General features: G+C 57.4%; 27 protein-coding genes. 19 read left to right on the top strand and 8 right to left on the bottom strand.

Annotation, left to right across the window (positions count from 1 at the left end; genetic code table 11):
• Positions 1-20 precede the first annotated feature (20 nt).
• The 19 genes from miaA to ISF27_RS03515 all read left to right on the top strand — a co-directional run bounded on the left by miaA (position 21) and on the right by ISF27_RS03515 (position 17,586).
• Positions 21-1,001, top strand: a complete 981-nt coding sequence (gene miaA, locus ISF27_RS03425; RefSeq protein ID WP_194609110.1) for a tRNA (adenosine(37)-N6)-dimethylallyltransferase MiaA — start codon at positions 21-23, stop codon at positions 999-1,001.
• Between the two features lie 7 nt (positions 1,002-1,008).
• Complete coding sequence (locus tag ISF27_RS03430) at positions 1,009-2,292, top strand: methionine gamma-lyase family protein (protein WP_194609112.1); 1,284 nt, start codon at positions 1,009-1,011, stop codon at positions 2,290-2,292.
• Positions 2,293-2,503: 211 nt separating this feature from the next.
• Positions 2,504-2,758: a DUF4321 domain-containing protein gene (locus tag ISF27_RS03435; RefSeq protein WP_194609114.1), complete on the top strand. Its 255-nt coding sequence runs from the start codon at positions 2,504-2,506 to the stop codon at positions 2,756-2,758.
• Between the two features lie 52 nt (positions 2,759-2,810).
• Positions 2,811-3,530: a RadC family protein gene (gene radC / locus ISF27_RS03440; protein ID WP_194609117.1), complete on the top strand. Its 720-nt coding sequence runs from the start codon at positions 2,811-2,813 to the stop codon at positions 3,528-3,530.
• Positions 3,527-4,498, top strand: coding sequence for a rod shape-determining protein MreC (gene mreC / locus ISF27_RS03445; RefSeq protein ID WP_194609119.1), 972 nt, complete (start codon positions 3,527-3,529; stop codon positions 4,496-4,498). The genes radC and mreC overlap by 4 nt, the downstream gene beginning before the upstream one ends.
• Positions 4,495-4,998, top strand: a complete 504-nt coding sequence (mreD, locus tag ISF27_RS03450) for a rod shape-determining protein MreD (protein WP_194609121.1) — start codon at positions 4,495-4,497, stop codon at positions 4,996-4,998. Before mreC ends, mreD begins: the two co-directional genes overlap by 4 nt.
• Before the next feature lie 18 nt (positions 4,999-5,016).
• On the top strand, positions 5,017-7,890 hold the full coding sequence (locus tag ISF27_RS03455; RefSeq protein WP_328701491.1) for a penicillin-binding transpeptidase domain-containing protein: 2,874 nt from the start codon (positions 5,017-5,019) through the stop codon (positions 7,888-7,890).
• Positions 7,891-8,064: 174 nt separating this feature from the next.
• Complete coding sequence (locus tag ISF27_RS03460; protein ID WP_194609123.1) at positions 8,065-9,189, top strand: FtsW/RodA/SpoVE family cell cycle protein; 1,125 nt, start codon at positions 8,065-8,067, stop codon at positions 9,187-9,189.
• A 13-nt stretch (positions 9,190-9,202) separates the two neighbouring features.
• Positions 9,203-9,598, top strand: coding sequence for a methylglyoxal synthase (locus ISF27_RS03465; protein ID WP_194609125.1), 396 nt, complete (start codon positions 9,203-9,205; stop codon positions 9,596-9,598).
• The gene (locus tag ISF27_RS03470) at positions 9,595-10,692 is read left to right on the top strand and encodes a D-alanyl-D-alanine carboxypeptidase family protein (RefSeq protein WP_235986002.1); all 1,098 of its coding nucleotides are present in this window, start codon (positions 9,595-9,597) and stop codon (positions 10,690-10,692) included. Before ISF27_RS03465 ends, ISF27_RS03470 begins: the two co-directional genes overlap by 4 nt.
• Before the next feature lie 115 nt (positions 10,693-10,807).
• Entirely contained in the window at positions 10,808-11,227 is a 420-nt protein-coding gene (locus tag ISF27_RS03475) for a twitching motility protein PilT (RefSeq protein ID WP_194609127.1), read from the top strand.
• A 157-nt stretch (positions 11,228-11,384) separates the two neighbouring features.
• A complete protein-coding gene (locus tag ISF27_RS03480; protein WP_194609129.1) occupies positions 11,385-12,788 on the top strand; it encodes an HlyD family efflux transporter periplasmic adaptor subunit in 1,404 nt (467 codons plus the stop codon).
• 198 nt (positions 12,789-12,986) lie between these two features.
• The gene (locus ISF27_RS03485) at positions 12,987-13,472 is read left to right on the top strand and encodes a cell division protein SepF (RefSeq protein ID WP_407926041.1); all 486 of its coding nucleotides are present in this window, start codon (positions 12,987-12,989) and stop codon (positions 13,470-13,472) included.
• A 5-nt stretch (positions 13,473-13,477) separates the two neighbouring features.
• On the top strand, positions 13,478-14,239 hold the full coding sequence (locus ISF27_RS03490; RefSeq protein ID WP_194609133.1) for a YlmH/Sll1252 family protein: 762 nt from the start codon (positions 13,478-13,480) through the stop codon (positions 14,237-14,239).
• Between the two features lie 12 nt (positions 14,240-14,251).
• Entirely contained in the window at positions 14,252-14,776 is a 525-nt protein-coding gene (lspA, locus tag ISF27_RS03495) for a signal peptidase II (RefSeq protein WP_194609135.1), read from the top strand.
• A gap of 35 nt (positions 14,777-14,811) precedes the next feature.
• Positions 14,812-15,684, top strand: a complete 873-nt coding sequence (locus ISF27_RS03500) for an RluA family pseudouridine synthase (protein WP_194609686.1) — start codon at positions 14,812-14,814, stop codon at positions 15,682-15,684.
• Between the two features lie 164 nt (positions 15,685-15,848).
• Positions 15,849-16,541 carry a cytidylate kinase-like family protein gene (locus ISF27_RS03505; RefSeq protein WP_194609137.1) on the top strand — a complete coding sequence of 231 codons (693 nt, stop codon included), beginning with the start codon at positions 15,849-15,851 and terminating at the stop codon, positions 16,539-16,541.
• A complete protein-coding gene (locus tag ISF27_RS03510) occupies positions 16,538-16,864 on the top strand; it encodes a GNAT family N-acetyltransferase (RefSeq protein WP_194609139.1) in 327 nt (108 codons plus the stop codon). The genes ISF27_RS03505 and ISF27_RS03510 overlap by 4 nt, the downstream gene beginning before the upstream one ends.
• A 119-nt stretch (positions 16,865-16,983) precedes the next feature.
• Positions 16,984-17,586 carry a CpXC domain-containing protein gene (locus ISF27_RS03515; protein WP_194609140.1) on the top strand — a complete coding sequence of 201 codons (603 nt, stop codon included), beginning with the start codon at positions 16,984-16,986 and terminating at the stop codon, positions 17,584-17,586.
• A gap of 141 nt (positions 17,587-17,727) precedes the next feature.
• Here the strand turns inward: ISF27_RS03515 and ISF27_RS03520 are convergent, their stop codons facing one another.
• The 8 genes from ISF27_RS03520 to ISF27_RS03555 all read right to left on the bottom strand — a co-directional run bounded on the left by ISF27_RS03520 (position 17,728) and on the right by ISF27_RS03555 (position 26,245).
• Positions 17,728-18,801, bottom strand: a complete 1,074-nt coding sequence (locus ISF27_RS03520; protein ID WP_194609141.1) for a hypothetical protein — start codon at positions 18,799-18,801, stop codon at positions 17,728-17,730.
• A gap of 131 nt (positions 18,802-18,932) precedes the next feature.
• Positions 18,933-19,826: an amidohydrolase family protein gene (locus tag ISF27_RS03525; RefSeq protein ID WP_194609143.1), complete on the bottom strand. Its 894-nt coding sequence runs from the start codon at positions 19,824-19,826 to the stop codon at positions 18,933-18,935.
• A gap of 39 nt (positions 19,827-19,865) precedes the next feature.
• Positions 19,866-20,717 carry an ABC transporter ATP-binding protein gene (locus tag ISF27_RS03530; protein WP_194609145.1) on the bottom strand — a complete coding sequence of 284 codons (852 nt, stop codon included), beginning with the start codon at positions 20,715-20,717 and terminating at the stop codon, positions 19,866-19,868.
• Complete coding sequence (locus ISF27_RS03535) at positions 20,695-21,537, bottom strand: ATP-binding cassette domain-containing protein (RefSeq protein ID WP_207727369.1); 843 nt, start codon at positions 21,535-21,537, stop codon at positions 20,695-20,697. Before ISF27_RS03535 ends, ISF27_RS03530 begins: the two co-directional genes overlap by 23 nt.
• A 38-nt stretch (positions 21,538-21,575) precedes the next feature.
• Entirely contained in the window at positions 21,576-22,430 is an 855-nt protein-coding gene (locus ISF27_RS13245) for an ABC transporter permease (RefSeq protein WP_207727370.1), read from the bottom strand.
• A gap of 30 nt (positions 22,431-22,460) precedes the next feature.
• A complete protein-coding gene (locus ISF27_RS03545; protein ID WP_207727371.1) occupies positions 22,461-23,474 on the bottom strand; it encodes an ABC transporter permease in 1,014 nt (337 codons plus the stop codon).
• Between the two features lie 43 nt (positions 23,475-23,517).
• The gene (locus ISF27_RS03550) at positions 23,518-25,110 is read right to left on the bottom strand and encodes an ABC transporter substrate-binding protein (RefSeq protein WP_194609147.1); all 1,593 of its coding nucleotides are present in this window, start codon (positions 25,108-25,110) and stop codon (positions 23,518-23,520) included.
• A gap of 319 nt (positions 25,111-25,429) precedes the next feature.
• Complete coding sequence (locus tag ISF27_RS03555) at positions 25,430-26,245, bottom strand: Cof-type HAD-IIB family hydrolase (RefSeq protein ID WP_194609150.1); 816 nt, start codon at positions 26,243-26,245, stop codon at positions 25,430-25,432.
• Positions 26,246-26,259: the final 14 nt, after the last annotated feature.

Below are 26,259 nucleotides of genomic sequence, written 5' to 3' on the forward strand. Positions count from 1 at the left end.
CCTTCGGAGGAAATCTGCCCATGGAAAAGCAGCCACTCATCGTCATCGCCGGGCCGACCGCCGCGGGAAAATCCGCCCTGGCGGTCGAGCTCGCCCTGCGGATCGGCGGCGAAATCATCAGCGCCGATTCCATGCAGGTCTACCGCGGCATGGATATCGGCTCAGCGAAAATCACGAAGGAGGAGACGCGCGGCGTCCCCCATCACCTGATCGATGTGCTGGAGCCGACAGAAGAGTTTAACGTGTATATTTTCCAGCAGATGGCGAAGAGGGCGCTCCGGGAAATCTACGGGAACGGGCACATCCCGATCGTCTGCGGCGGAACGGGATTCTACATCCAGGCGCTCCTCTATGACATCGATTTTACCGGAACCGCGGAGGATCCGGCGTACCGTGAGGAGCTTTCCGCCATCGCGAAAGCCCGGGGGAATGCCGCCCTGCACCGGATGCTCGAAGCCGTTGACCCGGAGGCAGCCGCAGAAATCCACGAAAATAATGTCAAGCGGGTCATCCGCGCCCTCGAGTACTTCCGGGCGGCCGGCGAGAAGATTTCCGAGCACAACAGGAAGGAGCGGGGCAAGGAATCTCCCTATGCCTTCCACTACGCGGTTCTCGACACGGACCGTCCCGCTCTCTATGCGCGGATCGACCGCCGGGTGGACCAGATGATGGAAGCCGGCTTTCTGGATGAGGTGCGGATTCTCAAGGCGCGCGGGTGCACGGAGAAAATGACCAGCATGCAGGGTCTCGGATACCGTGAGCTTCTCTCGTACCTCGGCGGCGGCTATCCGGATCTTGCGGCAGCCGTCAGCGCGGTCAAGCAGAACACCCGGCATTTTTCCAAGCGGCAGCTCACCTGGTTCAGGCGGGAGAGAAATGTCCGCTGGATGTGGCTCCCGGATTATGCCTATGACTCAGGAAGGCTGGCCGATGAACTGGAAAATGAACTCCGCAGCGAGGGGATCCTCCGAGGAACTTTCCCGGAAATACAGAAAGGATAAAAATTTCATGGAACTTGAACAGATGTACGCGTCGATGGGAATCAGCAGCAAGGTGTTCCGCTTCGGGCAGGCGGTTGAGGAGAGCCTTAAGGAGCGCTTTTCGGCGATTGACCGGACCGCGGAGGCTAACCAGCTCAAGGTGCTCTCGGCATTCCGGAAGGAAAAGCTCAGCGAGAGCCACCTCTCCGGAACCACCGGGTACGGCTACAACGACACCGGCCGGGAGACCCTGGAAAAGGTTTACGCGGACATTTTCCACACCGAGGACGCCCTGGTCCGCCCGCAGATCACCTGCGGCACCCATGCCCTCTACACAGCCCTCGCCGGCAACCTGAGGCCGGGAGACGAGCTGCTCTCGCCGGTCGGCGCCCCCTACGATACCCTGCAGGAGGTTATCGGCATCCGTCCGTCAAACGGCTCCCTCGCCGAGTACGGCATCACCTACCGGCAGGTCGACCTGCTGCCGGACGAGAGCTTCGACTATGCGGGGATCCGGAAAGCGATCAACGCGAAAACCAAGCTGGTGACCATCCAGCGGTCCAAGGGCTATTCCTCGCGCCACACCTTAAGTGTTGGGCAGATCGGCGAGCTCATCCGGTTTATCAAGGGGGTGAAGCCGGATGTCATCTGCATGGTCGACAACTGCTACGGGGAATTTGTCGAGCTGAATGAGCCCTCCGACGCCGGGGCCGACATGGTGGTCGGTTCCCTCATCAAGAATCCGGGCGGCGGCCTTGCCCCGATCGGCGGCTACATCGCCGGGCGGGCGGACTGTGTGGAAAATGCGGCCTTCCGCCTTGCCTCCCCCGGCCTCGGCCGGGAGGTCGGCGCGACACTGAACGTCAACCGCTCTTTCTTCCAGGGGCTGTTCTTTGCCCCGACGGTGACAGCCGGCGCGCTGAAGGGAGCCATTTTCGCTGCCTCCGTCTACGAGAAGCTCGGCTTCGAGGTTCACCCGAAGGCGGCGGAAAAGCGCCACGACATCATCCAGGCGATCACCTTCCATAAGCCCGAGGGGCTGGTTGCGTTCTGCGAGGGCATCCAGGCGGCCTCCCCGGTGGACAGCTACGTCCGCCCCGAACCGTGGCCGATGCCGGGTTATGATTCCGATGTCATCATGGCGGCGGGCACCTTTGTCTCCGGCGCCTCCATCGAGCTCTCGGCGGACGGCCCGCTGAGAGAGCCCTACACCGCCTATTTCCAGGGCGGGCTGACCTATGATCACGCAAAATTCGGCATCCTCCTTGCTCTCCAGAAGCTGGCGGACCAGGGACTCGCGCCGATCATTTAAGGAAAACTTTATTTCAGCCTTACAGTTTTTATGATAAGATGTTACTGTTCAGCACATGCGGAGGGAGAGCCCGCAAACCGGCCGCTCGCGGATGGCTTTGCAGGCTCTCCCTCCGCATGCGGCCAGGCGCCGAAGGCACCCGGAACCCCTGGGTTCTGAACAGGGACGATGCGATTTGGGGTTCTGGCAAAACCGGACGGGGGATTGATCTATGCATAAGGAAAAGAATCTGTGGGTCCTGCTGATTTTTATGCTGGCAGGGATCGTGCTTGGCGGCTTCATCGGAACCATGGCGGAGAATTCCGGTGTCCTCACCTGGCTCAATTACGGGCAGCAGTTCGGACTGACGCAGCCGCTTGTTCTCGACCTGGGGATCCTGGTCCTCACGTTCGCGCTGACGATCCGCATCACCATCGCGGGCATCATCGGCCTTGTTCTGGCCGCACTGCTCTACCGCCTGTTCTGACGGCAGGGCAGAAACTTCCTGAGGTACTTGGAGAGGCACGGAGGGAGGTTATATGAGAGAACACGTAGAAACGAATCCGCAGGGCACGGTAATCCGCGACCTTCCCGCCGAGGAACGGCCGTATGAGAAATGCGAGCGCCATGGGCCCGGCGCCCTGACAAACGCCGAACTGCTCGCCGTTCTCCTCAGGACCGGAGCACGCGGCGAATCCTCCACGGACCTTGCCGGACGCATCCTGAGAAGCACGTCCCCGCAGGGAATCCTTGGGCTTCTGCACCTGACCATGCCGGAGCTTATGGAGATCCGCGGTGTCGGGCGGGTGAAGGCGATCGAGCTGCTCTGTGCCTGCGAGCTGTCCAAGAGAATCTGGCATACCCTCGCCGCCTCACAGGTCCGGGAATTTACCTCCCCGGAACAGATTGCCGGTTTTTACATGGAAGAAATGCGGCACCTCGAGCAGGAGGAGCTGCATGTGCTGATGCTCAACAATAAACATGCCCTGATCCGCGATGTCTGCCTGTTCCGCGGCACGGTGAACCTCTCGGTGGCTTCCCCGCGGGAAGTCTTCCTGGAAGCCCTGCGGAACCGGGCCGTCGACATTGCCCTGATCCACAACCACCCGAGCGGCGATCCCATGCCGAGCGGTGCGGACAAGGAATTCACACACCGGATCCGGGAAGCCGGGGAGATGATCGGCATCCGGCTGATCGACCACCTGATCATCGGCGACCAGAATTATTTCAGTTTTTCAGAATGGGGAATTTTGCAATGAAACACAGCAGATCTGTCGTCGCGGTCCTCTCCGCGGCCTGTCTGGTACTCATTGCCGTGACATCCGTCAACAGCAGCTTCCTGAAGCCGCTCAGGGATGGCGCCGGCTACCTCCTCGTCCCGCTGGAGCGCGGGGTCAACGCCGTCGGCTCCGGCATCTATGTCAGCTATAAGGATTATTCCACGCTGCGGGAGGCCCAGAAGGACAATGAGCAGCTCACGGAGCGGGTCAGTGCACTGACGGAGGAGAATAACCGCCTGGCTTCCCAGGTGCAGGAGCTTGCCCGCCTCCGGGAGCTCTATCAGCTCGACCAGGACTACCAGGACTATCCGAAGGTTGCGGCGAGAGTCATCGCCAAGGATTCCGGCAGCTGGTTCCAGGTTTTCCGCATCAACAAGGGATCGGCGGACGGCATCCAGCCGGACATGAACGTCATGGCCGGCGGCGGATTGATCGGCATTATCACGGATGTCGGCACCAATTATGCCACGGTGCGCTCCATCATCGACGACGACAGCAATGTCTCCGGCATGTCCCAGCGGACCGGGGAGACCTGCAACGTTTCCGGCAGCATGGAGCTCTATGAGAACGGCCGCCTCGGCCTCGACCATATCCGCAAGGAGGCCGATATCACCGACGGCGACAAGATCGTCACCTCCAACATCAGTGATGTCTACCTTCCCGGCATCCTGATCGGGTATGCCGCCGGGCTCCAGACCGATGCCAACAATGTCACCAAATCCGGCACGATCGTCCCGGTCGCCCAGTTTGACAACCTCCAGGAGGTCCTGATCATCACGAAGCTGAAGAACGAGCCGGACGGTTCCTCCCAGCAGGGCGCTGCGGGAGAGGCTTCAACCCAGGCATCTGACCATAACGACACCCCGCAGGAGGAATCTTCCTCCGCCGATACGGCGGGAGAGAGCGCCGGTGAGGAGACCTCCGCCGCCGGACAGGAAACACCATGAGAAAATTTCTGATCAATATCCTGCTGCTCATCATCGCGTTCACCCTGCAGGTCTGCATTTTCCCGCAGATCGCGGTGCTGGCGGCATGGCCAAACCTGCTGCTGATTGTTGTCTCGATCTGCTCCTTTATCGACGGGAGGGATGCGGGCATCATCTACGGCATCGCCGCGGGGCTGCTGATGGACCTGTTCTACAGCGGTCCCTTCGGCTTTTACACCCTGTTCTACGTGAACATGGCATTTCTGAACGGCTGCCTTACCCGGTATTATTACGAGGACTACATTACGCTCCCGCTCACCCTGGCGATTGTGAACGACCTCGCCTACAACCTGTATATCTACATTTTCCGCTTCCTCATCCGGGGAAAGCTGGATATCGGCTACTATACTATGAAAATCATCCTGCCCGAGGTTATTTTCACGGCAGTGACAACGCTCTTTATCTACCGCCTCCTGCTGTTTCTGAACCATAAGCTGTCCCGCTTTGAGGGCCGGCAGTGACGAAAGGAAAGGAAGACCGTGTTTCAGGATTTCAAAGATTTCATCGCCGACCTGGTAAGGAGGATCCTTTCCAGCCGGCTTTTCTTCCTCGGCGTATTCTTCTTCGCCATGTTTTCGGTGCTGGCGGTGCGCCTGTTCCATCTCCAGATCATCAACGGGGAGAATTACCAGAAGGAATACGTGGCCATGGCGGAAAAGGTCATCCGGACCCCGGGAACGAGGGGAAATATCTATGACCGGAACGGCAATATCCTCGCAAGCAACGAGCTCGCCTACAACATCAGCATCCAGGATGTGGGGAAATACACCACGGACCTGGAGGTCAACACCATGCTCTACGAGCTGGTTACCATCCTGGAAAAGCACGGGGCTTCGGTGAACGGCGCCCTGGAGCTTGCCGTCGATGACAGCGGAAACCTTTCCTACACCTCGGAAAGTGAGAGCGCCAGGCTCCGTTTCCTCCGGGATTACTACGGCGTAAAGAGCGTCGATGACCTCGATGACAGTGAGGGAAAATATCCCTCGGCGATCACCGCGAAGGAGCTCTACGACCGCCTCTGGTCCGACTATAAGCTGGACAAGACCAACGACCGTGACGGCAATCCGGTGACCCCCGACGGGAAGACCGCCGTCCAGATGCTGGATATCCGGTATACCATGCGCTTTACCGCATTCCAGAAGTATGAGAGCACCACGATCGCGGAAAATGTGAACGACGAAACCGTGGCCGATATCCTCGAACACTCCGCGGACCTCGCAGGGGTAAATGTGGAGGAATCCACCACCCGCGTTTACCACGAGGCGGAGTATTTTGCCCCGATTATCGGCTACACCGGCAAGGTGACCGCGGAAAAACTGGATGAACTCAAGCAGCAGGATCAGGACTATGAGCTGAACGATGTTGTCGGCAGAACCGGCATCGAGGCCTCCATGGAGCTCCAGCTCAAGGGGAAGAAGGGATCGGAGACCGCTTACGTCGACAATGTCGGCCGCGTCCTCTCGATCACGGACAAGACGGACCCGGTTGCCGGCGATGACATTTACCTGACCCTGGACCTGAACCTGCAGAAGGGCATCTACTATATCCTGGAGCGCCAGCTGGCCGGTGTCCTTTTGAACACGATCGTGAACCAGGAGGCCAGTACCATCCAGTACATTGACTCCTCGCACATCAAGATCCCGGTGAAGGATGCCTACTACCAGCTGATCAACAATAATGTGCTCGATATGTCGCATTTCACCGCGGAGGATGCCTCCGCCACGGAGAAGCAGATTGAGAGCGCCTACGAGAACGCCCGGGGCGGTATCGACGCCCAGATCCGCGAGCAGCTGACCGGTGCGTCCCCCCTGCCGATGAACAGCCTGCCGGAGTCGATGAAGGCCTACATGAACTTCATCTACACCTATCTCTCCGGGGACAGCGTCGGCATCATCCAGAAGGACAAGATCGACACCTCCTCGGACGAATATAATGCCTGGAAAAACGGCACCATGAGCCTCCGGGATTACCTGTACTACGGCATTTCCGCCAACTGGATCGACACGACGAAGCTGAACATCGGCAGCCGCTATTCCGACGCGGACGCTGTCTTCTCCGCTCTAGCCGACTATGTGGAAAATGCCCTGAAGGATAACACGGATTTCAAGAAAAAAATCTACCGCTACCTGATTAACGACAATGTCGTCACGGGAAACCAGCTCATGCTGGCGCTCTATGACCAGAAGGTTCTCGCCTGGGACGACACCGCGGTAAACCAGCTCCGGTCGGGCAGCGCCAACACCGCCTACGCGATCCTGATGTCGAAGATCCAGAATATCGAGATCACGCCGGCCCAGCTCGCCCTGGATCCATGCACCGCCAGCTGCGTGGTGACCAACGTGAAAACCGGGGAGGTCCTGGCGCTGGTCACTTACCCGAGCTATGACAACAACCGGATCAACGACATTTCCTATTTCAATAAGCTCAACCAGGACCAGTCGCTCCCGCTCCGGAACAACGCGACCCAGACCCTGAAGGCGCCCGGATCGACCTTCAAGCCGATCGCGGCAATCGCCGCGCTGGAGGAGGGCGTCCTCTCAGTGAACGACATCATCACCTGCACCGGGATCTATGAGGGTGTCGATGTCCCGATCCGATGCTGGATCTACCCGGGGAACCACGGCCCGGAAAATGTCATCACCGGAATCCAGAACTCCTGCAACTACTTCTTCTCGGAGGTCGGCCACCGGCTCTGCCTGGATGGCAGCGGCAATTATGAGACAGCGCTCGGCATCCAGCGGATCCAGAAATATGCCTCCATGTTTGGCCTTGACCGCACAAGCGGCATCGAGATCTCCGAGGCATCGCCCAAGATCTCGGACACCGACCCGGAGCGGTCCGCGATGGGTCAGGGCACCCACCAGTACGCCAACATCCAGCTGAACCGCTACGTGACTGCCCTGGCAAACCGGGGCACGGTCTATAACCTGAGCCTCATTGACAAGGAAACGGACTCCCGGGGAAATCTCGTTAAGGACTACTCTCCGGAGGTTTCCAATCAGCTGGCCATCAAGGACAGCACCTGGAATGCGGTGCAGGAGGGCATGCGGCGCGTGGTGACCAACAGCTCGGTCAACAAGGTGTTTAACGGGTTCCCGGTGAACATTGCCGGCAAGACCGGAACCGCGCAGGAGTCAAAGACCCGGGGCAACCACGCCTTCTTCATCTCGTTCGCGCCCTACGAGAACCCGGAAATCGCCGTGACGGTCAATATCCCGAACGGCTACTCCAGCTCCAACGCGGCCCTGGCGGCAAGAAATGTCTACAGCCTCTACTACGGCCAGACCTCGATCCAGGATGTCCTGAGCTCCCAGGCGCTGACCGCCTCCAACGAAAGAATCAACGGGGACTGAATACGGGAGCGTTGCAGCCGCGGAAATTTTTCCGGAACTGTTCAGAACCCGCATCCCGCAAAGCCCTGCTTCGCGGGATGCGAGGTTCCGAGCGCCTGCGGCGCTTGGCTGCCTGCGGATTTTTCTTGCAAGGGGGTCTCCGTTAAGGTAGAATACAAAGAGAGGTCGTACTCCATGTTTTTTGGCTATCATTTTCAAAATTACCGCCTGCGCCTGCTGGTCTATATCCTGGCACTCAGCGGAATCGGGCTTCTCGCCGTCCGGAGTGCCGCGGAGCAGGACAGCAGCCTGTTTATGAAACAGGCCGTCGGCGTCGGCCTTTCCCTCGCCGTCTGCCTGGCCGTATCCCTGGTGGACTATCACCGCCTGGTCCGGTACGCGGTTCCAATCTACGGGATCTGCATCGGGCTTCTCGGCCTGGTCCTCATCCTCGGCATCAACCACAAGGGGGCCGTGCGGTGGTTGAAACTCGGCCCGGTGCAGATCCAGCCCTCAGAATTCGTCAAGATCGGCATGGTTTTGTTCTTTGCCTGGTTCCTGGAACGCTGCCAGGACACGATCAACCGGCCGGTGACGATCCTGAAGATGATGGTTCTCTGCGGGATTCCGCTGGCCATGGTTTTCAAGCAGCCGAATCTCTCCACAACGATCGTCATCACGGTGATGCTGCTCTGCATGATCTACAGTGCCGGAATCAGCTACCGCTGGATCGGCGGGGCGCTCATTGTGGGGATCCCGACGGTATCCGCCGTCCTTTATCTGGCGCTGCAGGATAAGCTGCCGTTTCTTCATCAGTATCAGGTGCAGCGGATCCTGGCAAGATTCTTCGACAGCGGCGGGCAGTATGCGGACATCAACCGCCAGCAGAACAATTCCATCATGGCCATCGGATCCGGCCAGCTCCGGGGCAAGGGGCTGTTCAATAACACCCTGGCTTCGGTCAAAAACGGAAACTTTCTCTCCGAGGAGAGCACGGACTTTATCTTTGCGATCATCGGTGAGGAGATGGGCTTCGTCGGCTGTATGCTGGTCATCGCGCTGTACGCGGCCGCCGTATTCGAATGCCTGTGGATCGGGGCGCATGCCGAGGACCGGACGGGAAAACTGATCTGCACGGGTATGGCTTCCCTGCTGGCATTCCAGAGTTTTGCCAACATCGCCGTGGCGACGGGAATCTTTCCCAACACGGGACTGCCGCTGCCGTTTATCAGCTCCGGCATCAGTTCCATGCTGAGCATGTTTATCGGCATGGGAATCGTGCTAAATATCGGACTTCAGAGGACAAGCGAGAGTAATTAAGGAGGAGAAGGTTATGAATATCGGTTTGATCGCGCATGATGCGAAGAAAAAGCTGATGCAGAATTTCTGCATCGCTTACAGGGCAATCCTGAGCAAGCATGAACTCTATGCGACGGGCACAACCGGAAGACTGATCGAGGAAGTCACCAACCTGCAGATTCACAAGTTTCTGCCCGGGCATCTCGGCGGAAGCCAGCAGCTTGGCGCGGCGATCGAGAACAACCAGATCGACCTTCTCATATTCCTCCGCGATCCGCTGGCGCCGAAGCCGCATGAGCCGAATGTCAACGATGTGGTACGGATGTGCGATATCCACAACATCCCGATGGCCACAAACCTGGCAACAGCTGAGCTCCTGATCAAGGCGCTGGACCGCGGCGATCTTGAATGGAGAGAGATGTATAAATGATCAATTACACAACCCGTCATGGGCATATCCTGGAAAATTCCCGCCGCGGCGGCCTGGGGAGCGGGAGAGGGCACGCCGGTTACGGCTGGCAGGGTTCTTATGTCAGCCGGTCCCGGGGCAGGCGGAGGCGAAATTCCCCGTTAAGGCTCATTCTGTTCATCCTGCTTCTTGCCGCGGTTTTGTTCGGCATTACCGCCTACCGGAACCGGGTGGTCAATCCCTACCGGTATGAGGAGCGCCTGTCCAATTACCCGATGGCGCACGGGGGGACCATGAAGATGTTCGCTCAGGATCTCAGTGTCCCTGATCCCGCGGAAAAGTACGATGATACCGGGATCACAGCGGAGGCGGGGATTTTGTTCCGCGCGGACGCCCCTCAGGTTCTCTATGCGAAGGAACCTTACGAGAAGCTCTATCCGGCGAGCATCACAAAGATTATGACCGCGATCCTCGCCCTCGAGGACGACAAGTTGGAGGATGTGGTCACGGTGACGGACGACGCGGTAATCACGGAACCCGGTGCCTCGCTCTGCGGCATCAAGCCCGGCGACAAGATCCCGATGAAGGATCTCCTCCGCGGCCTGCTTCTTCCCTCGGGCAATGACGCGGCGAACGCCATCGCCGTCCAGGTCAGCGGCAGCGTGGACGACTTCGTCAAGGCCATGAACGAGAAGGCGCGGGAACTCGGCTGCACCGGGACGCATTTCACCAACCCGAGCGGCCTGCAGGACGAAAACCATTACACGACCGCCTTCGACATTTACCTGATGTTCAACGAGGCGCTCAAGATCCCGGAATTCCAGGAGATCATCAATACGGCTTCGTACGAGGCCAGCTGGACCGGCGCGGACGGGAATCCGGTGAAGAAAACCTGGTCCAACAGCAACTGGTATCTCACCGGGAAAATCAAGACGCCGGAGGGCCTCAAGGTCATCGGCGGAAAGACCGGAACCACCATCGCCGCCGGCGCCTGCCTCGTCATGGATACGGAGGACGAGGAAGGAAGAAAATATATTTCCGTCGTGTTGAAAGCGCAGAACCGCCAGAATCTTTATGACAACATGACAAATATCATCAGTAAAATCGGACGTTAATGTTGCACTGTGTTTGAATTTATATTATAATTAGTTCAGATTTTGAGGCATATTGCCTAAAAATAAAGTCGCATCGGTGCTGACCGCTGCAATATAGACCAAGGAGGACAAGCTTATGGTTCAGATCATTTCAGGCACAAAGGGAAAGGGTAAGACAAAGTATCTTCTCGATATGGCGAACAATGCCGTCAAGACTTCGAAGGGTACGGTTGTATACCTCGATAAGAGTTCCAAGCATATGTATGAACTGAACAACAAGATCCGTCTGATCAACGTCTCCGAATACCCGGTCGATACCTGTGACGGATTCATCGGCTTTGTCTGCGGAATTATCTGCCAGGATCATGATCTTGACCAGATGTACCTGGACAGCTTCCTCAAGCTTTCCTGCCTTGAGGGGAAGGACATCGAAGAGTGCCTGAACGTCCTGAAGCAGATCAGTGAGAAATATAAAGTAGATTTTGTCCTCAGCGTTTCCCGCGACGGAAGCGAGCTCCCGGAGAGCGCGAAGAAAGATATTATCGTTTCTCTGTGAGCGAAAATCAGCCTGAACCTTGCGGACCGGCGGGTTCTCCCCGAAAGGGAGGAACCGCCGGTTCTTTACTTTTGTCCGGACGGACTCTATAATTGTACCGGATATTACAGCGATGGCTTCTGCACAAGAAGGGAAGCCTGGCGGAAGGTGCTAAATTATGGCAAAGAATTCCAAAGTCATCCGTATGAGAAGGCGCCGGAGAAAACTCGATATCGGCTTCCTGATCTTCGCGGTTGTCTTTATCTATCTGGCGTACAGCATTTATTCTTATTTTTCCCGGGACAACATCCAATTTTATGAGGTCGTCGAGGGCAGTATCGTCAACGATAAGAATTACAGCGGCATCATCCTGCGGCAGGAAAATGTCGTCTCCGACGATACAACCGGTTATGTTAATTTCCTTGTCCGGGAGGGCAAAAGGGCGGCTAAGGGCGCTTCGGTCTACTCCCTCGACGAAACCGGCGATCTCGGGCGCTTCCTCTCCGAGAATGCGTCCAAAACCTCGATTTCCGATGAGGGGATGCGGAGCGTAAAAAACCAGCTGAGCGGTTTCGCGTCTTCCTACACGGACAGCAGCTTCAGCACCGCCTACTCGGAGCAGTATTCTCTCCAGGGCGCCGTCTCGGAATACATGAACCAGAATGAGCTGTCGAGCCTCCAGCAGGCGCTTCAGGATCAGGGAATCAACTACAAGCAGGCGTCAACCTCGGAGGCAGGCGTTGTCTCGTACATTATTGACGGTTTCGAGGGAACTGACGCAGCTTCCCTCACCAAGGATTCTTTTGACCGGTCGAAGTATAAGCGGTCGACAGTGAAATCCGGGGAGCTGACAGAGGCGGGCACGCCGATTTACAAGCTGATCACCTCGGAGGACTGGTCCATCGTCTTTCCCCTCGATGACGATGCAGAGAACGCCTTCGACGGCAAGAACACACTGACCATCAAGACCTCACAGTCGGACATCGCACTCACCGGCAATTACAGCGTGATTGACGGGCAGGACGGCGCGAAATACGGAAAACTGGATTTCGACAAGTACATGATCCAGTTCTGTTCTGACCGCTTCGTGGATTTTGAGGTGATCTCCGACCAGTCCAGCGGCCTCAAGATCCCGGATACCGCCGTCGTGCAGCGCGAATTTTACACGATCCCCCCGGATTATCTGACGAACGGGGGAAACGGCGGGGACGATGACAAGGGCTTCAACAAGCAGGTCTACGGCGAGGATGGGTCAACCTCCGTGGAATTTACCCCCGTGGATATCTACCGGCAGACGAACGATTATGTCTATGTGGAGAAGACCGCGGACGGGAAAATCCAGGAGGGCGATGTCCTGGTCAAGCCGAATTCCGATGAGAAATACACCGTCGGCAAGACCGAGCCGATGGAGGGTGCCTTCAACATCAACAAGGGCTACGCCGTCTTCCGGCCGATTGAGAAGCTCACCGACAACGGTGAGTATATGATTGTCCGGAAGGACACCCAGAACGGCCTTGCGGTCTATGACCATATCGTCCTCGACGCCTCCCAGGTAACCGACAACCAGCTGATCTATCAGTGACCGGCGATTTCTTACATTTTTTTAAATTTTAGCCGAAAGGAAATTGTCAGATTTGCGTTGCCGGATATCAGTTGACAGTAAATCGGGAAATCGGGATAATAGGAAAGGTATAATTACAAAACAGCGGTTCATCGATCGGCGGATTGAACTGGGATTGGAGAGCAGAGCACAATGAGTATTATCAGCAAATTCTTGGAGTTGACACGTCTTACGGACGATGATGTGGATGACGACTACGATGACTACGAGCCCGAGGAGGAAGAGGAAGCCGCTCCGAAAAAGAGGCTTTTTGCCTCCCGCAAGGCGGCAGATGAGGAGGAATCCGACGACAAGCAGGCCCGGAACATCTCCCGCTCCAATACCAAGGTTGTTCCGATGAAGCGCAGCGGCAGCATGGAGGTTTCCCTGGTGAAGCCGAACAGCATGGAGGACACGCGGGAGATCGCGGACATGCTCCTCGGCGGCAAGGCTGTTGTCCTGAATATGGAAGGCATGCGGATGGAGATGGCACAGCGCATCATCGATTTCACCTGCGGTTCCACCTATTCCATCAACGGCAATCTCCAGAAGATTTCCAACTACATCTTCATCGCCACCCCGGCGAATGTTGAGCTGTCCGGAGATTTCCCGGAAATCCTGGCTGATGGATCACTTGACATCACAAGAATGAATGTTCATTACTGATCGACATGGACGATAAAGAGAATACTTTTCTGAAGAACCGTATACGGGAGCTTTCCTCTGCCTGCTGGCAGAGGGATATTCCCACGTATACGGATTTTCTTGCATTAGACGAACAGGCGGTCTTCCGCGCGGAGCAGGGCAAGCTTCCTCCGGTAAAATTTCTGCTGGCCGGCGGTTACCCGGAAGCAGAGCGGAAGATCGCCTGTTTTCTTCCTTCCTATGCGGAGGAAAATGACCCATCCTGGGTTCCCATCGTTTCCCTGGATGCCCGTCCCGCCGACAGCCGCTTCACCGAGGAGCTGACCCACCGGGATTATCTGGGCGCGCTGATGAACCTGGGCATTGAGCGGAGCTGTGTGGGCGACCTCGTTCTCGAGGACAAGGTCTGCCACCTGTTCTGCCTCGAGCGGATCGCCGATTACATCACACGGGAATTTACCCGGGTGCGGCATACCGAGATTGTCTGTGCCCGCAGTCCTGAGGGCCGCACGTTCCGGCCGAAGACCGAGCGGGTCAGCGGGAGCCTTGCCTCCGTCCGCCTGGACGCCCTGGTCGCCCTGGCTTTCCGGCTTTCCAGGACAAAGGCTGCCCTCTGGATCGACGGCGGAAAGGCCTTCGTGGACGGAACCTGTGTCACCTCCGCGTCGTTTTCCCCGAAACCGGGCGCCGTCATCGCAGTCCGGGGTCTCGGGAAATTCCGCTTTGCAGGCACCGGCGGCGAGTCCAAAAAAGGGCGGATTTTCGCCGACATTGACCGATTTTGTTAGGAGATGACCATCATGGCGAAACATCGAACGCACACCGCCGCATTTATCCTCGGCGTTATCCTTCTGGTCTCCCTGGACCAGTACACGAAATTCCTGGCAAAGGCTCATCTGGAGCGTCACACCGACCTTGTCCTCTGGAAAAATGTCTTTGTCCTCCGCTATATCGAGAACAGGGGCGCGGCATTCGGAATGATGCAGGGCGGCTTCCTCTTTTTCTACCTCCTGACCACAGTCGTCCTCACCGGCATTCTCCTGATCCTGCGGAGGACCCCGGCAGCGCGCAGGTACCTGCCGCTCCGCTTCGGCCTGTTCCTCCTGTTCTGCGGAGCCCTCGGCAACCTGATCGACCGGGTTTTCCGCGGCTACGTGGTGGATTTCTTTTATTTTCAGCTGATCGATTTCCCGGTTTTCAACGTCGCGGACTGCTATGTCACGGTCTCTGCGGTTTTGCTCGTCCTGCTCGCCTTCTTTTATTATGACGAGAGCGAATACGATTACATTTTCCACTGGGGAAAAAGGAAAGGAGAGGGGCATTGACCGAGGAATATACGGTTCCTGAGGAACTTGCCGGAATGCGGATCGACCGGTATCTCGCGGAGAATACCGCCTACACACGCTCATTTCTTCAAAAGCTCCTCAAGACCGGGATGGTGCTGGTGAATGACGCCGCCGTGAAGAGCAGCTATCGCGTCAGCCCGGAAGACCGGATCGAGTTTGAGGTGCCGGATCCGGAACCGGCGGATGTCCTTCCGGAAAATATCCCCCTGGATATTCTCTATGAGGACAGCGACTTGATCGTCGTCAATAAGCCGAAGGGCATGGTCGTCCACCCGGCGCCCGGCCACAGCACCGGCACCCTGGTCAACGCGCTGCTCTATCATTGCGGGGACAGCCTGTCGGGAATCAACGGCGTCCTCAGGCCGGGCATCGTGCACCGCATCGACCGGGACACCACCGGCGTCCTTGTTGCCTGCAAGAACGATGAGGCGCACCGGAGCCTCGCCGCGCAGCTGAAGGTTCATTCCATCACCCGGATCTATTACGCCTTGGTTTTCGGCAATATCCGCGAGGATGACGGAACGGTAGACAAGCCGGTCGGCCGCCATCCCACCGACCGGAAGAAGATGAGCGTGAACACGAGGCACGGGCGGAATGCGGTCACCCACTACCATGTGCTTGAGCGCTTCGGGAAATATACGCTGATCGAGTGCCGCCTGGAAACCGGGCGCACGCACCAGATCCGTGTGCACATGGCCTCGATCGGTCATCCGCTCGTCGGGGACATGGTCTACGGACCGGCAAAGCAGCCATTTTCTCTGGAGGGACAGACCCTGCATGCCGGCGTTCTCGGCTTTATCCATCCGGGCACCGGCAAGTATGTCGAATTCCGGGCGCCACTCCCGGAATACTTCTCAGACCTGCTGGAAAAGCTCAGGAAGCAGTAACCGTTCGGCATCCCCTGAGGGGGATGCTGGAACCCGGCAGCTCGCAGACAGCTGACATCATTTGTTCAATATGCCGAATGCCTGATGACTTTTTTGAAAAATTATGGTATATTTTTCTTAGAGGTTGAAAATTTCCCGTACTCGGACAGAGAAGGAGGGATTTTATGAATAATCATCTGATTATCACCATCGGGCGTGAATGCGGAAGCGCGGGGCGGCTGATCGGGCAGAAGACCGCCGCAAAGCTCGGCGTCAAGTGCTACGACAAGGAACTGCTCACGCTGGCGGCGAAAAACAGCGGGCTCTGCGAGGAACTATTCAAGAACCACGATGAGAAGCCGACCAACAGTTTTCTCTATTCCCTTGTCATGGATACCTACTCGATGGGCGGATACACGGCCAGCGCCTACATGGACATGCCGTTAAATCACAAGATCTTCCTCGCCCAGTTCGACACGATCAAAAAGCTGGCCGACGAGGAATCCTGCGTGATCGTCGGCCGCTGCGCGGATTACGCGCTGGCTGACTATCCGAACGTTGTCTCGGTATTTATCCGGGGCGATACCGCGGACAAGGTACGCCATCTGGCCGCCAAGTACAACATTTCCGAGGACAAGGCGAGGGACGTCATGTCCAAGACGGACAAGCGCCGTTCCAGCTATTACAACTATTATTCCAACAAGCGCTGGGGAAGCTCCAAGAGCTACGACCTCTGCATCAACAGCAGTGTGGTGGGCTACGACGGCGCCGTGGAGATCATTCTGAAATTCGCCGAGATGAAGCAGAAATTTGCCAGGGACCAGGCGGTAAAATATGGTGCAGGAAGCGGATTTCAGCCGGAGGACAAGAAATCATGAATTTTGACCGTGAACTGCCGTTTCAACACGAAGACAACCGGATCTGGCTTGAGGATGAGAGCGGGCGCGTGATCGCCAGCTGTGATTTCCCGTCCGAGGGCGGGCGGCTGGTCAACATCACCCACACCTTCGTCGACGACTCCCTGCGCGGCCAGGGCATCGCCTCCCGCCTCATGCGGGAGACCGTTGAGACCATCCGGAAATCCGACCGCAGGGCGCTCGTTACCTGTTCCTACGCCCAGAGCTGGTTCTCCAGCCATACGGAATACCTGTTCCTCCTGGTTTCCCCTGAGGAAGCCGAGGAGGCAAGACACAGCATCTGACCATCCGTAAGCCGGCAGGCCATCATCGATAACCTGCGCGGTTTTGCAGGACATCACCGAGCCGGGATGAAACATCCCGGCTTATCTGTTTTCAGGCAGAAGAGGAAAGGAGCTTCGATTTGAACAGTGAGGAAGAAATCCGCGTGATTGACGTCACGGGCAATCCGAAGGAGCGGGAAAATGTCCTGACCGGGGCAATTTTCCCCAAAACGAAGGATGAGAATGGGCTGATGGTCATGAAAGATTTTCCCTTTGTCTACCGCGATCAGAAAATACAGCTGGCCGTCTATTATTGTCCATACGCCCCTGTTGATGAGGCGGCGGAGAAATTATCTGACAATTTTCTCAAGGAACTTACTGCGCAGGGCGGCGTTTTCCGGATCACGGATACCTTCAACCGCCTGGTGGAGAAAATCCTGATCCGGGAAGCGGGACTGGACGACCGTTTTATCGAGATCATCAAAATTCTGGCGATTTCCCAGTCGGCAAAAAAAAATCCGGGGATCGCCAAGGCGGTCCCGCTGTTTTCGCCAAAGTCAGATGACGAATTCCAGCTGGATTTCTACCTAGCCGGCACCATCCAGGGAACGGTTCCCTTTGACCGTGAACTCTACCGGTCTGTCGAGAAGGATTTCGGTGCGATGGCGGACAGCACGCCGGTCACCGGCTGGGTTGTCGACAGCGGCTGGGTTGACCGGATGCTGGATCAGGCACACCAGTAATTTGCCAGCCACCAGCCGTCATGCATCAGGCAGCATAAGAAATATCCGCCGGACCGCCCGAAAGAGGGGGGTTCCGCGGATACTTAAATTGGTTCGTTAAAGTCTGCTTTATCGAATAAATATGCCAAAATTCCGAACAAATCATGACCCGACGTATTCCGGAATGGATTTTCCCGCTGACCATCTCTCCAGGGCTTTTCCCGCGAGCGCCGGCTGCCTGCTGGTCCACCGGGTGCGGTACTTCGGCGTTCCGGTCTTGAGGGACGCGGTCTCTTCACTGTAACATACATCAAGCATTTCGGATTCGGTCATTGCCGGGGAAAGCTTGTCCACAACATTCTGCAGTCCGCCGGTTCCGGCCCAGATGCTGATGCTCCATAAAGTTCCGCGAAGCACCGGGGAATAAGCGCTGCTGTTGAGATCGATGCCTCTCGCGGCGCACTGCCGGACACAGGCCGGATAATACAGCTTGGCAAAACATCTGAGCTGCATGTCCGTAAATCCCTCCGGATCCGCGTCATAGACCTTATGCCAGGCATCGATCAGCGAGGCCTCATCCCGGCGGGATAATTCCGCCTCCGTCGCGGCCTTTTCCGCGATTTTTACCTCGAGGGATTCTTCCGGGGCATCCGCCGCACTGTCCGTATCCGTTCCGGCGGCCGGAGCCGAGACAGCTGCATTTTCCGACTGCGCCAAAGCAACGGCGGCATCATCCCCACCCGCCTCGGGCATCTTTTCCGTGAACGGGCGGAAAGCGGCATACTTTACCGGATTCGCCGCCAAACACTGGCGGAGAAACCAGTCGAGGTCACAGCGGTCGTCGAACTGGAAAATGCCGTAGGCATGGCCTCCGTCGCTCCCGGCACTCCTGCCGTTCTCACCGTCTGATTCACAGGCCGCAAATCCGGTCCAGAGATGTACACCGTGCAGGATGCTGGTTACCGGGATCGGATGGATTTCCGCGGCGGCCGTCGATTCCTCGGCGGACGCTTCCTCGGCGGACGCTTCCAGTGCCGTTTCCGGTTCTGAGGAGTTCTCCTCCGACAGGCTTTCCTCCGGAAGCGTCCCGGAAAGCTCTGCCGCTGTCGCCTCCCTGGGGACTTCCCCCGCCTCCGCGGTACCTGTTCTCCCGGGATGAAATCCCAGCGCCAACGCTGCCCCAAGTGCCGCAAACGCCACCGGGACAGCCGTATTGATCAATTTTCGTCTGTCCAATCTTCTCCTCCGGGTCTAGGCCGCGAATTACCTGATTTTCTCCTCCGGGTAAAGCCCGAGAATTACCTGCCTTTTCCTCCGGGCTAAGCCCGAGAATTACCTGGCCTTTTCCTCCGGGCTAAGCCCAAGAATTACCTGGCCTTTTCCTCCGAGCTAAGCCCGAGAATCTTCCGCGCATTCTCCACCGCTGTCTGCATTGCCGCCTCGCGGGACAGCCCGAGATCCACAAGGGTGGCCAGCTCTGCATTGGCCTCATCAGCCAGCGCCGGATCGGCATAAAAATCTGTCCCAAAGCCGAGAAGCACTCCGGCGCGAATTGCCTCGGGAACGGAGAACCGCTGTGCCTCAGCAGCGCGCTTTGCGTGCTCCCTGAACGCAGCGCCGAGTGCAAAGAGCTCCGGCCTTTCAGCGAGCAGGCGGTAAATGCCGCAGGTCGGGATCAGCGGAATCTGCCGTTCAGCGAGCTTCTGCGCCTGGTCATGGGTCATGTAGACGCCATGCTCCACAGAATCCACTCCGGCCTCAATACACCAGTCCAGCGTGACACCGCCCCAGGTGTGCACCATCACTTTTTTCCCCGCGGCATGGAGCTTTTGCACCGACCGGAAAAAATATTCCCGGGTAACTGACGGATCGACTGCGTGCTCAGGTTCGGCGCCGACACCTCCGGTCGCGAAAATTTTGACCCAGGAAAATGGCCCTGCTGCCGCGGCGGCCGCAAGTCTGCCGTCCGGATCCGCATTTCCCAGCATCCCGCCGTTCGGGAGAATTGCGGTGCAGTCCGGATGCCCGGAAATCTCTTTCCGGGCATCCTCCGAAAAATCCGCAAAGCCGCCGGCATCGCGGGCAAGGACAAATCCATGTTTCCGGTACCTGCGGAGAAATTCGCGGATCCGCGTCTTCTGCTCTTCCGCTGTCCTCCGCGCCTGGTCCTCCGGCAGGAAATCTGTCCAGCCCGGATGCAGGTGAAGGTCAATCATCGCCTGTGAATCTTCGAAAACAGCTTCCCCGTTTTCGTTATTCATCATTTTCCTCCCGCCCATTTCTGCTCAGGCATTTGGTCCTCATGCCGTTCCTCCTGCCCATTTCTGCTCAGGCATTTGGTCCTCATGCCGTTCCTCCTGCCCCATCTGTTCCGGGCGTATGGACAAAGCCCCGTCCCCCGCAATTTCCGGGATTCTCGGAACGCTGTCCAGGAGAAGGGCGCCGCGTGCACTCCGCGGGGAACGGAAAAACTCTTCCGACGGTGTCACCTCGCAGATCCGGCCTTCGTCCAGGACGGCGACATCATCGCAAATATCATAGACAATGCCGAGATCATGGGTGATAAACAGCAGCGTCAACTTCTGTTCCTGCTGCAGGCTGCGGATCAAATCCAGAATTTTCCTCTGTACCGAGACATCCAGGGCAGACGTCGGCTCGTCAAGGATCAGCAGCTTCGGGCCGGCTGCCATCGCCCGTGCCAGGGCAATCCGCTGCCGCTGGCCGCCGGAAAATGACAACGGATACCTTTCCAGGTCGCCCTCGGCAAGTCCCACCCGCTCCAGCAGTCTTCCGCATTCCTGCCGGAGGTGGGCACGGTCTGTCCGGTGATGAAACAGCAAAACGTCGCCGAGAATCGTCCCGACCTTCTTCCGCGGGTTAAACGAGCCGTCCGGATTCTGAAAGACCATCTGGATATTTCGGCGTTCGTCCGGCGTGCGCCGCGGGGAAAGTTCCCTCCCGTCATAATATAACTTTCCGGCGGCAGGTGCAAGAAGACCTGTGATGACGCGGGCAAGCGTGGATTTGCCAGAGCCGGAGCTGCCGACAAGCCCGAGGATACGGCCCCTGGGTACGCGCAGGGTGACATCCCGGAGAACCGTTTTTGCCCCATAAGAAGCGGTGATCTGTTCACAACGGAGAATGCTGTCCATCTTTTTCCCTTTCTGGAACCGGAAGAATCGCCGCGATGAGCTGCCGGGTATAGTCCTCTTTCGGGGCGGAAAAAATCTCCGCTGCCGTTCCTTGCTCCACGATTCTCCCCTCCCTGAGGACGACCAGTTTTTCACACACCTGGGCTGCCACCGCGAGGTTATGCGTCACAAAGACCATCGCGAAGGACAGGCTCTGCTGCAGATCCCGGATGAGCGCCAGCGTCTGTTTCTGCACGGTGACATCAAGTGCTGTCGTCGGCTCGTCACAGAGGAGAACCCGGGGGCGGCACGCCAGTGCGATCGCGATATCTACCCTCTGGCACTGGCCGCCGGAAATTTCTCCCGGAAGCGGATCCCTTCGCAGCCACTCCGCCGGGAGATCCAGCCGGCGGAGCATAACCGCGGCCAGCTTTCTTGCCTCTGCCCTGTCCTTCTTCTGCCTGACCCGGATCACCTCACAGATCTGCCGGACAACCGGACAGAGCGGGTCAAGCGCGCGCACGGGATCCTGGAATATCATCGCGGTATCGGCATTCCGCCGAAGTACTTCGTGTGTCTCCGTGAGCCCTTCCGGAAGAAGGCCGATCAGATTCCTGAGCGTCAGGGTCTTCCCGGACCCGGATTCCCCGACCAGGCCGACCGTCTCGCCGGCATGGACAGCGAGAGAGAAATCATGAACCAGCACATTTCCCGCAGAATCGGATATCCGGGAATGGCTGACCTCAAGGACAGCGCCATGTTCCCGAAGATCTTGCTCCAGCGATTCATCGCTCCTCACCCCGGCTGCCCCCGCAGCCATTCTCTCATCCGATCCACTCATCCCAGCCGTCCTCGCGGTCTTTTTTTCATCCAGTTTCCTCACCCCATGCCTCCTCTCATCCGATCTGCCAGCCCGTCGCCGATCAGGGAGAGCCCGATCCCGGTATAGACGACAAAAAGGCCGGGGATCACCGACAGCCACCAGGCCGAAGTGATAAAGCTCTGCCCTTCGGCGATCATGCTTCCCCAGTCCGGAGTCGGCGCCGTGATGCCGATGCCGAGATAGCCCAGGGTCACAATCATGACCAGGAGGCTTGCCATATCGGTCATGAGGACGACCAGAACCTGCGGGAAGACATTCGGGAAGATTTCCCGGAAAAGGATCCGGAAATCACTGTAGCCGGTTAGTTTTGCGGCTTCAACCCATTCACTGCCGGCAAGGGAGCCGGTCACCCCCTTCGCCACCCTGGCGTAAACGATCCAGCCGACGATACTAAAAGTGAGGAATATGCCGCCGATCCCGGAACCGTTGAAAAATGCAACCAGGATCACCAGCAGGTAATAGGGAAATGCGATCAGGGTGTCTGTCACCAGGGAAATGAGGCCGTTCACCACGCCTCCGTAATAGCCGGCCAGCATGCCGAGAACCGTGCCCAGGCAGAACGGGACGATCTCCGCCAGCACCATGAGGGTAAGGTCTGTGCGGCCGGCATAGAATACCCGGCTGAGGATGTCGCGCCCGAGCTGGTCTGTACCGAAGGGATGCCCGCTTCCCGGAGGCAGTAGGTATGCGGAAAGATCCTGCTGCATCGGATCAATGCGACAGATCAGCGGGGCAAACACCGCCAGCAGGATCAGGATTCCCATCATCAGGCAGCCGGCAGCCAGGGTTTTCCCCCTCCGGTGGCGCATTTTTTTTCTTCTCTCTGCATTATTTTTCCAATCTGTTTTCACAACTGCTCTCCTCCGCTGCGATTCTCCCGGTCACCGCTGCCACCGGCCGATCCTCGGATCCGCCAGATACGCCGTCAGGTCGGCAAGGGCGCTGATCAGGACGACCAGAAGGGCGCAGTAAAAAGCGATCGCCTGGACGAGCGGGAAATCCCGGCTGCTGATCGCCTGAAACAGCAGTGTCCCAACACCGCGGATCGCGAAAACCTGTTCCACAATGAGTGTACCGCCGATCAGATAGGAAAAATTCACCGAAAACAGCATGAGCGCCGGCACAAACGCATTGCGCAGAACGTGGCCGTAGAGAATCCGGCGCCGCGGAAGCCGTGCGGCGCGGAGTGTAGTCACAAAGTCCGCATGCAGCACCTCGAGGATGCTCTCCCTGAGTGACCGGACGAGCGGCGGAATCTGGCCGAAGGCGATCGTCACGGCAGGAAGCACCATCCCCCGGAAAGCCGCGGCCGCACTCCCGGTACCAAGGCCGCCGACCGGGAAAATTTTCCAGTGCACGGCAAACAGCAGGATCAGAAGAAGCCCGGTCCAGAAGACCGGCATGCCCTGGGTGAACGCCGGGAAAATCCGGACCAGATGGTCCAGAAAGCCATTTTGATGCGTCGCCGCAAGAAAGGCGAGAAGAATGGAAATGACCGCTGTGACAGCCATGGCAAAAAACGTGAGCAGCAGCGTCACCGGAGCGTACTCATACACAAGCTGCCGGCAGGAAACCCCGAATTTCAGGGATGTCCCGGTGTCCAGGTGAAAAACCATATTCCGGAGGAACCGGAAAAACTGGCTGCTTACCGGAAGATCAAGTCCCATTTTCTCTCGGAGGGCCTGCACGGCGTCCGGTGAGGCATGCTCACCGAGCACCATGACTGCCGGGTCACCCGGAACAAGACGCATCAGAAAAAAAACCGCGGCCATGACCATCAGGATCACGGCAAGTGACCGGAGAAGGAGAAAGAAAAACCACCGCCCGGGAAGATTTCTCCCCGAGGCGGCAGATGGCCGGGCGCCCCGCCCGGCCGGAAATAAGGAATTGTTCATCGCTGTCCCCTGCTGTTGTTCTCTGCCATTTTCATTTTCCCCATCAATTCAGGGTGACATCGTTAAATCGTGCCGAGCCGTTGGGAAGCACTTCCAACCCGCTGACATTGCTCCGCACGCCGATGCAGACATTCGGGTAGTACAGCGGAAGATAGGGGACATCCTCCGCGAGGAGCTGCTGAAGATCCGCATAGGTCTTGGCACGGCTGTCCCCGTCGGGCTCCGTCTGCCCTTCTTTCCACAGCGCAGCCGCGTCATCCGAATGATAGCTCGTCCAGTAGCACTTGCTGAACCCGTCCGGATCTACCTGGAAGGAGAAAATGGAATCCGCATCCGGATAATCCGCAGTCGCGCTGTTGATCATCATCGAATAATTGAGGTTCATGAAGCTGTCCCGGAATGCCGCCGTCTCCTGCTGGTCAATCTGGATCGTAATCCCGATCGACTGGCCTGCCGCCTGGATAATCTGCGCCTCCTGGAGCCTCGTGTTATTGCCGGAGGGAATCAGGATCGATGTACTGAACCCGTCCGGGTATGCGCTCTCTGAGAGCTCCTGCTTTGCCGCATCCGTATGAAAGGCGAGGGCATTCACCGTATCCGAGGTATTGTAGCGGATCGCATTCGGGAGGATGGTATTTGCCGTTTCCCCATAGCCGAATGTGAGTGCCTTCGTCAGATTCTCACGGTCGATCGCTTGCGCCAGCGCTTGGCGGACATGAACGTCAGAAAAATGTTCATCCAGCGTGTTGAAAAACAGCTCCTCGACATTCCAGCTCCCGCTGGTCAGGACACGGGTATCCGCGGCGGAATTGACCGCCTCCGCATTCGCGTAGCTGAGTGATTCCACGGCATCTACCTCGCCGGCCTTCAGCTGATTGAGCGCCTGATTGCCGTCGCTTACTGTCTTATAGACCAGCTTGTCGATCTTCGGTTCCCCTTCTCTCCAATAGTGTTCGTTTTTCACGAACGTGAGATCTCCGCTGGGATCCCAGGAGGAGACGGCAAACGGGCCTGTGCCGACCGGATTCTTGAAAAAGTCTTCCTCGCTCTTCCCCTCCAGATTCTCCGGAAGGATCCCGTTGGAGAAATTCGCGAGCTCAGCGAGGAATGGTGTGTACGCGGAGCCCAGCGTGATCACCACCGTATGGTCATCCGGGGCAGAAACATTGGAGATCTCCCCCTGCAGCGGAAGCGGGCCGTCTGTGCTCAGATGACGGTTGATCGAATACACGACATCCTTCGCGGTCATCGGTGTCCCGTCAGAAAACTGGACGCCGTCCCTCAGGGTAAAGGTGTAGGTCAGGCCATCGCTGCTGATCGAGTGGTCCTTTGCCAGCCAGTCTGTAATATTGCCATCCTGGTCAAAGATAACCAGCGGCTCAAAAACCTTGTCGATGGCGAAGGCATTGTTCATGGTGATCTCGCGGTGGAGATCGAAGGAAGTGGTCGAGGAATCCCTCGCATAGGTAAATACCTTCCCGCCTGAGGAGGCACCGGAAGATGTCTCTCCGGAAACCCCGGCGCTTCCAATGCTGTCTGTACTTCCCGCTGCCTCCTGAGCCTTTCCGGAACTGCAGCCGGCGAAAATCCCCGCGGCAAGCCCCGAAATGAGCAGAAGCGTGAAAATCTTTTTCATGGTTAACCCTCCCTCTCAAGATCGTTCGTAACCGTTCAGCACATGCCGGGGCAGCTTAAGATCGGCATGTACAGAACCGCTGCATTTACTCCCATTATATTGCGAGGAAGACTTCTGTCAATAACTGTCCTGTATTTTATTGAATTATTTTTGCAATTTACAAGTACAGTTTTTCTGATCTTTTCATATCCAGTTGAAGGGCAGAAGCAAATTTGCATAGCCTGCACTAAACTCACGCTTCGCCCGCCGGGCTCCCGCGCGTTAAGTCCCCTGTGTAAAAAAGGAGCTGCCGTCTCCGGCAGCCCTTCCCAATGGCTCATCAGATAAATCCCAGTTTTCGGAACGCATTGGCAAATCCGTCATCTCCGATGTTGTCGGTAACCATATCTGCCGCGTTCAGCGCATCCGGTGTTCCGTTTCCCATCGCGATCGCGCGACCCGCCGTTTTCAGCATGGGGATGTCATTGCCGCTGTCACCGATGGCGATGGTATCCCGGAGGTCAGCGCCAACCGCCCGGCAGAGCTCACGAATCCCATAACCCTTGTCAACACCGGCGATGCTCCCCTCGCCGCCATAGGGAACGGGGCACGGAAAGCTGAACGGGAGAAAATCAAATTGATCCGTCCACATCCAGGTCAGCGCGTCGGTCGGGACAACACTGCCGAAAAACATGAACTTTTCCGTATCCTTCAGGTCTTCGACCGTATCGACCGGTGCGGGAAGCAGGAGCAGCCGTTTATTCGTCTCACCCAGCCGCTTCTGTGTCTCATTGGAGATCATCGTATATGTTGCCAGCTGCCTCCGAAGAATATAGCTTCCCCTGTGGTTCTGGCACACCACGAGGTATTCATGTCCCGAGGCGTAGCGCACAAACCTCTGCATGACGCTGTCCTCCACCGTCCGCTGGACAACACATTTTCCCTCATAGGTAACCCGCGCACCCGCGGATGACACGATCCCGTCAAAACCAATATCCAGGACATTCTGCTCGATCTCCGCTTCCGGCCTTCCGCTGCAGATCAGAACCTTGCAGCCATTTTCCCGAAGCTTATGGATCGCCGTCACGGTAGATTCCGCGATACTCCCGTCAAACTGGCGGATTGTCCCGTCAATATCCGCAAAAATATAAATCATCACCCTATCCTCCT

It is taken from the genome of Clostridium vitabionis (genome assembly GCF_015351765.1).
GTDB classification, from domain to species: Bacteria; Bacillota; Clostridia; order Lachnospirales; family Lachnospiraceae; genus Clostridium_R; species Clostridium_R vitabionis.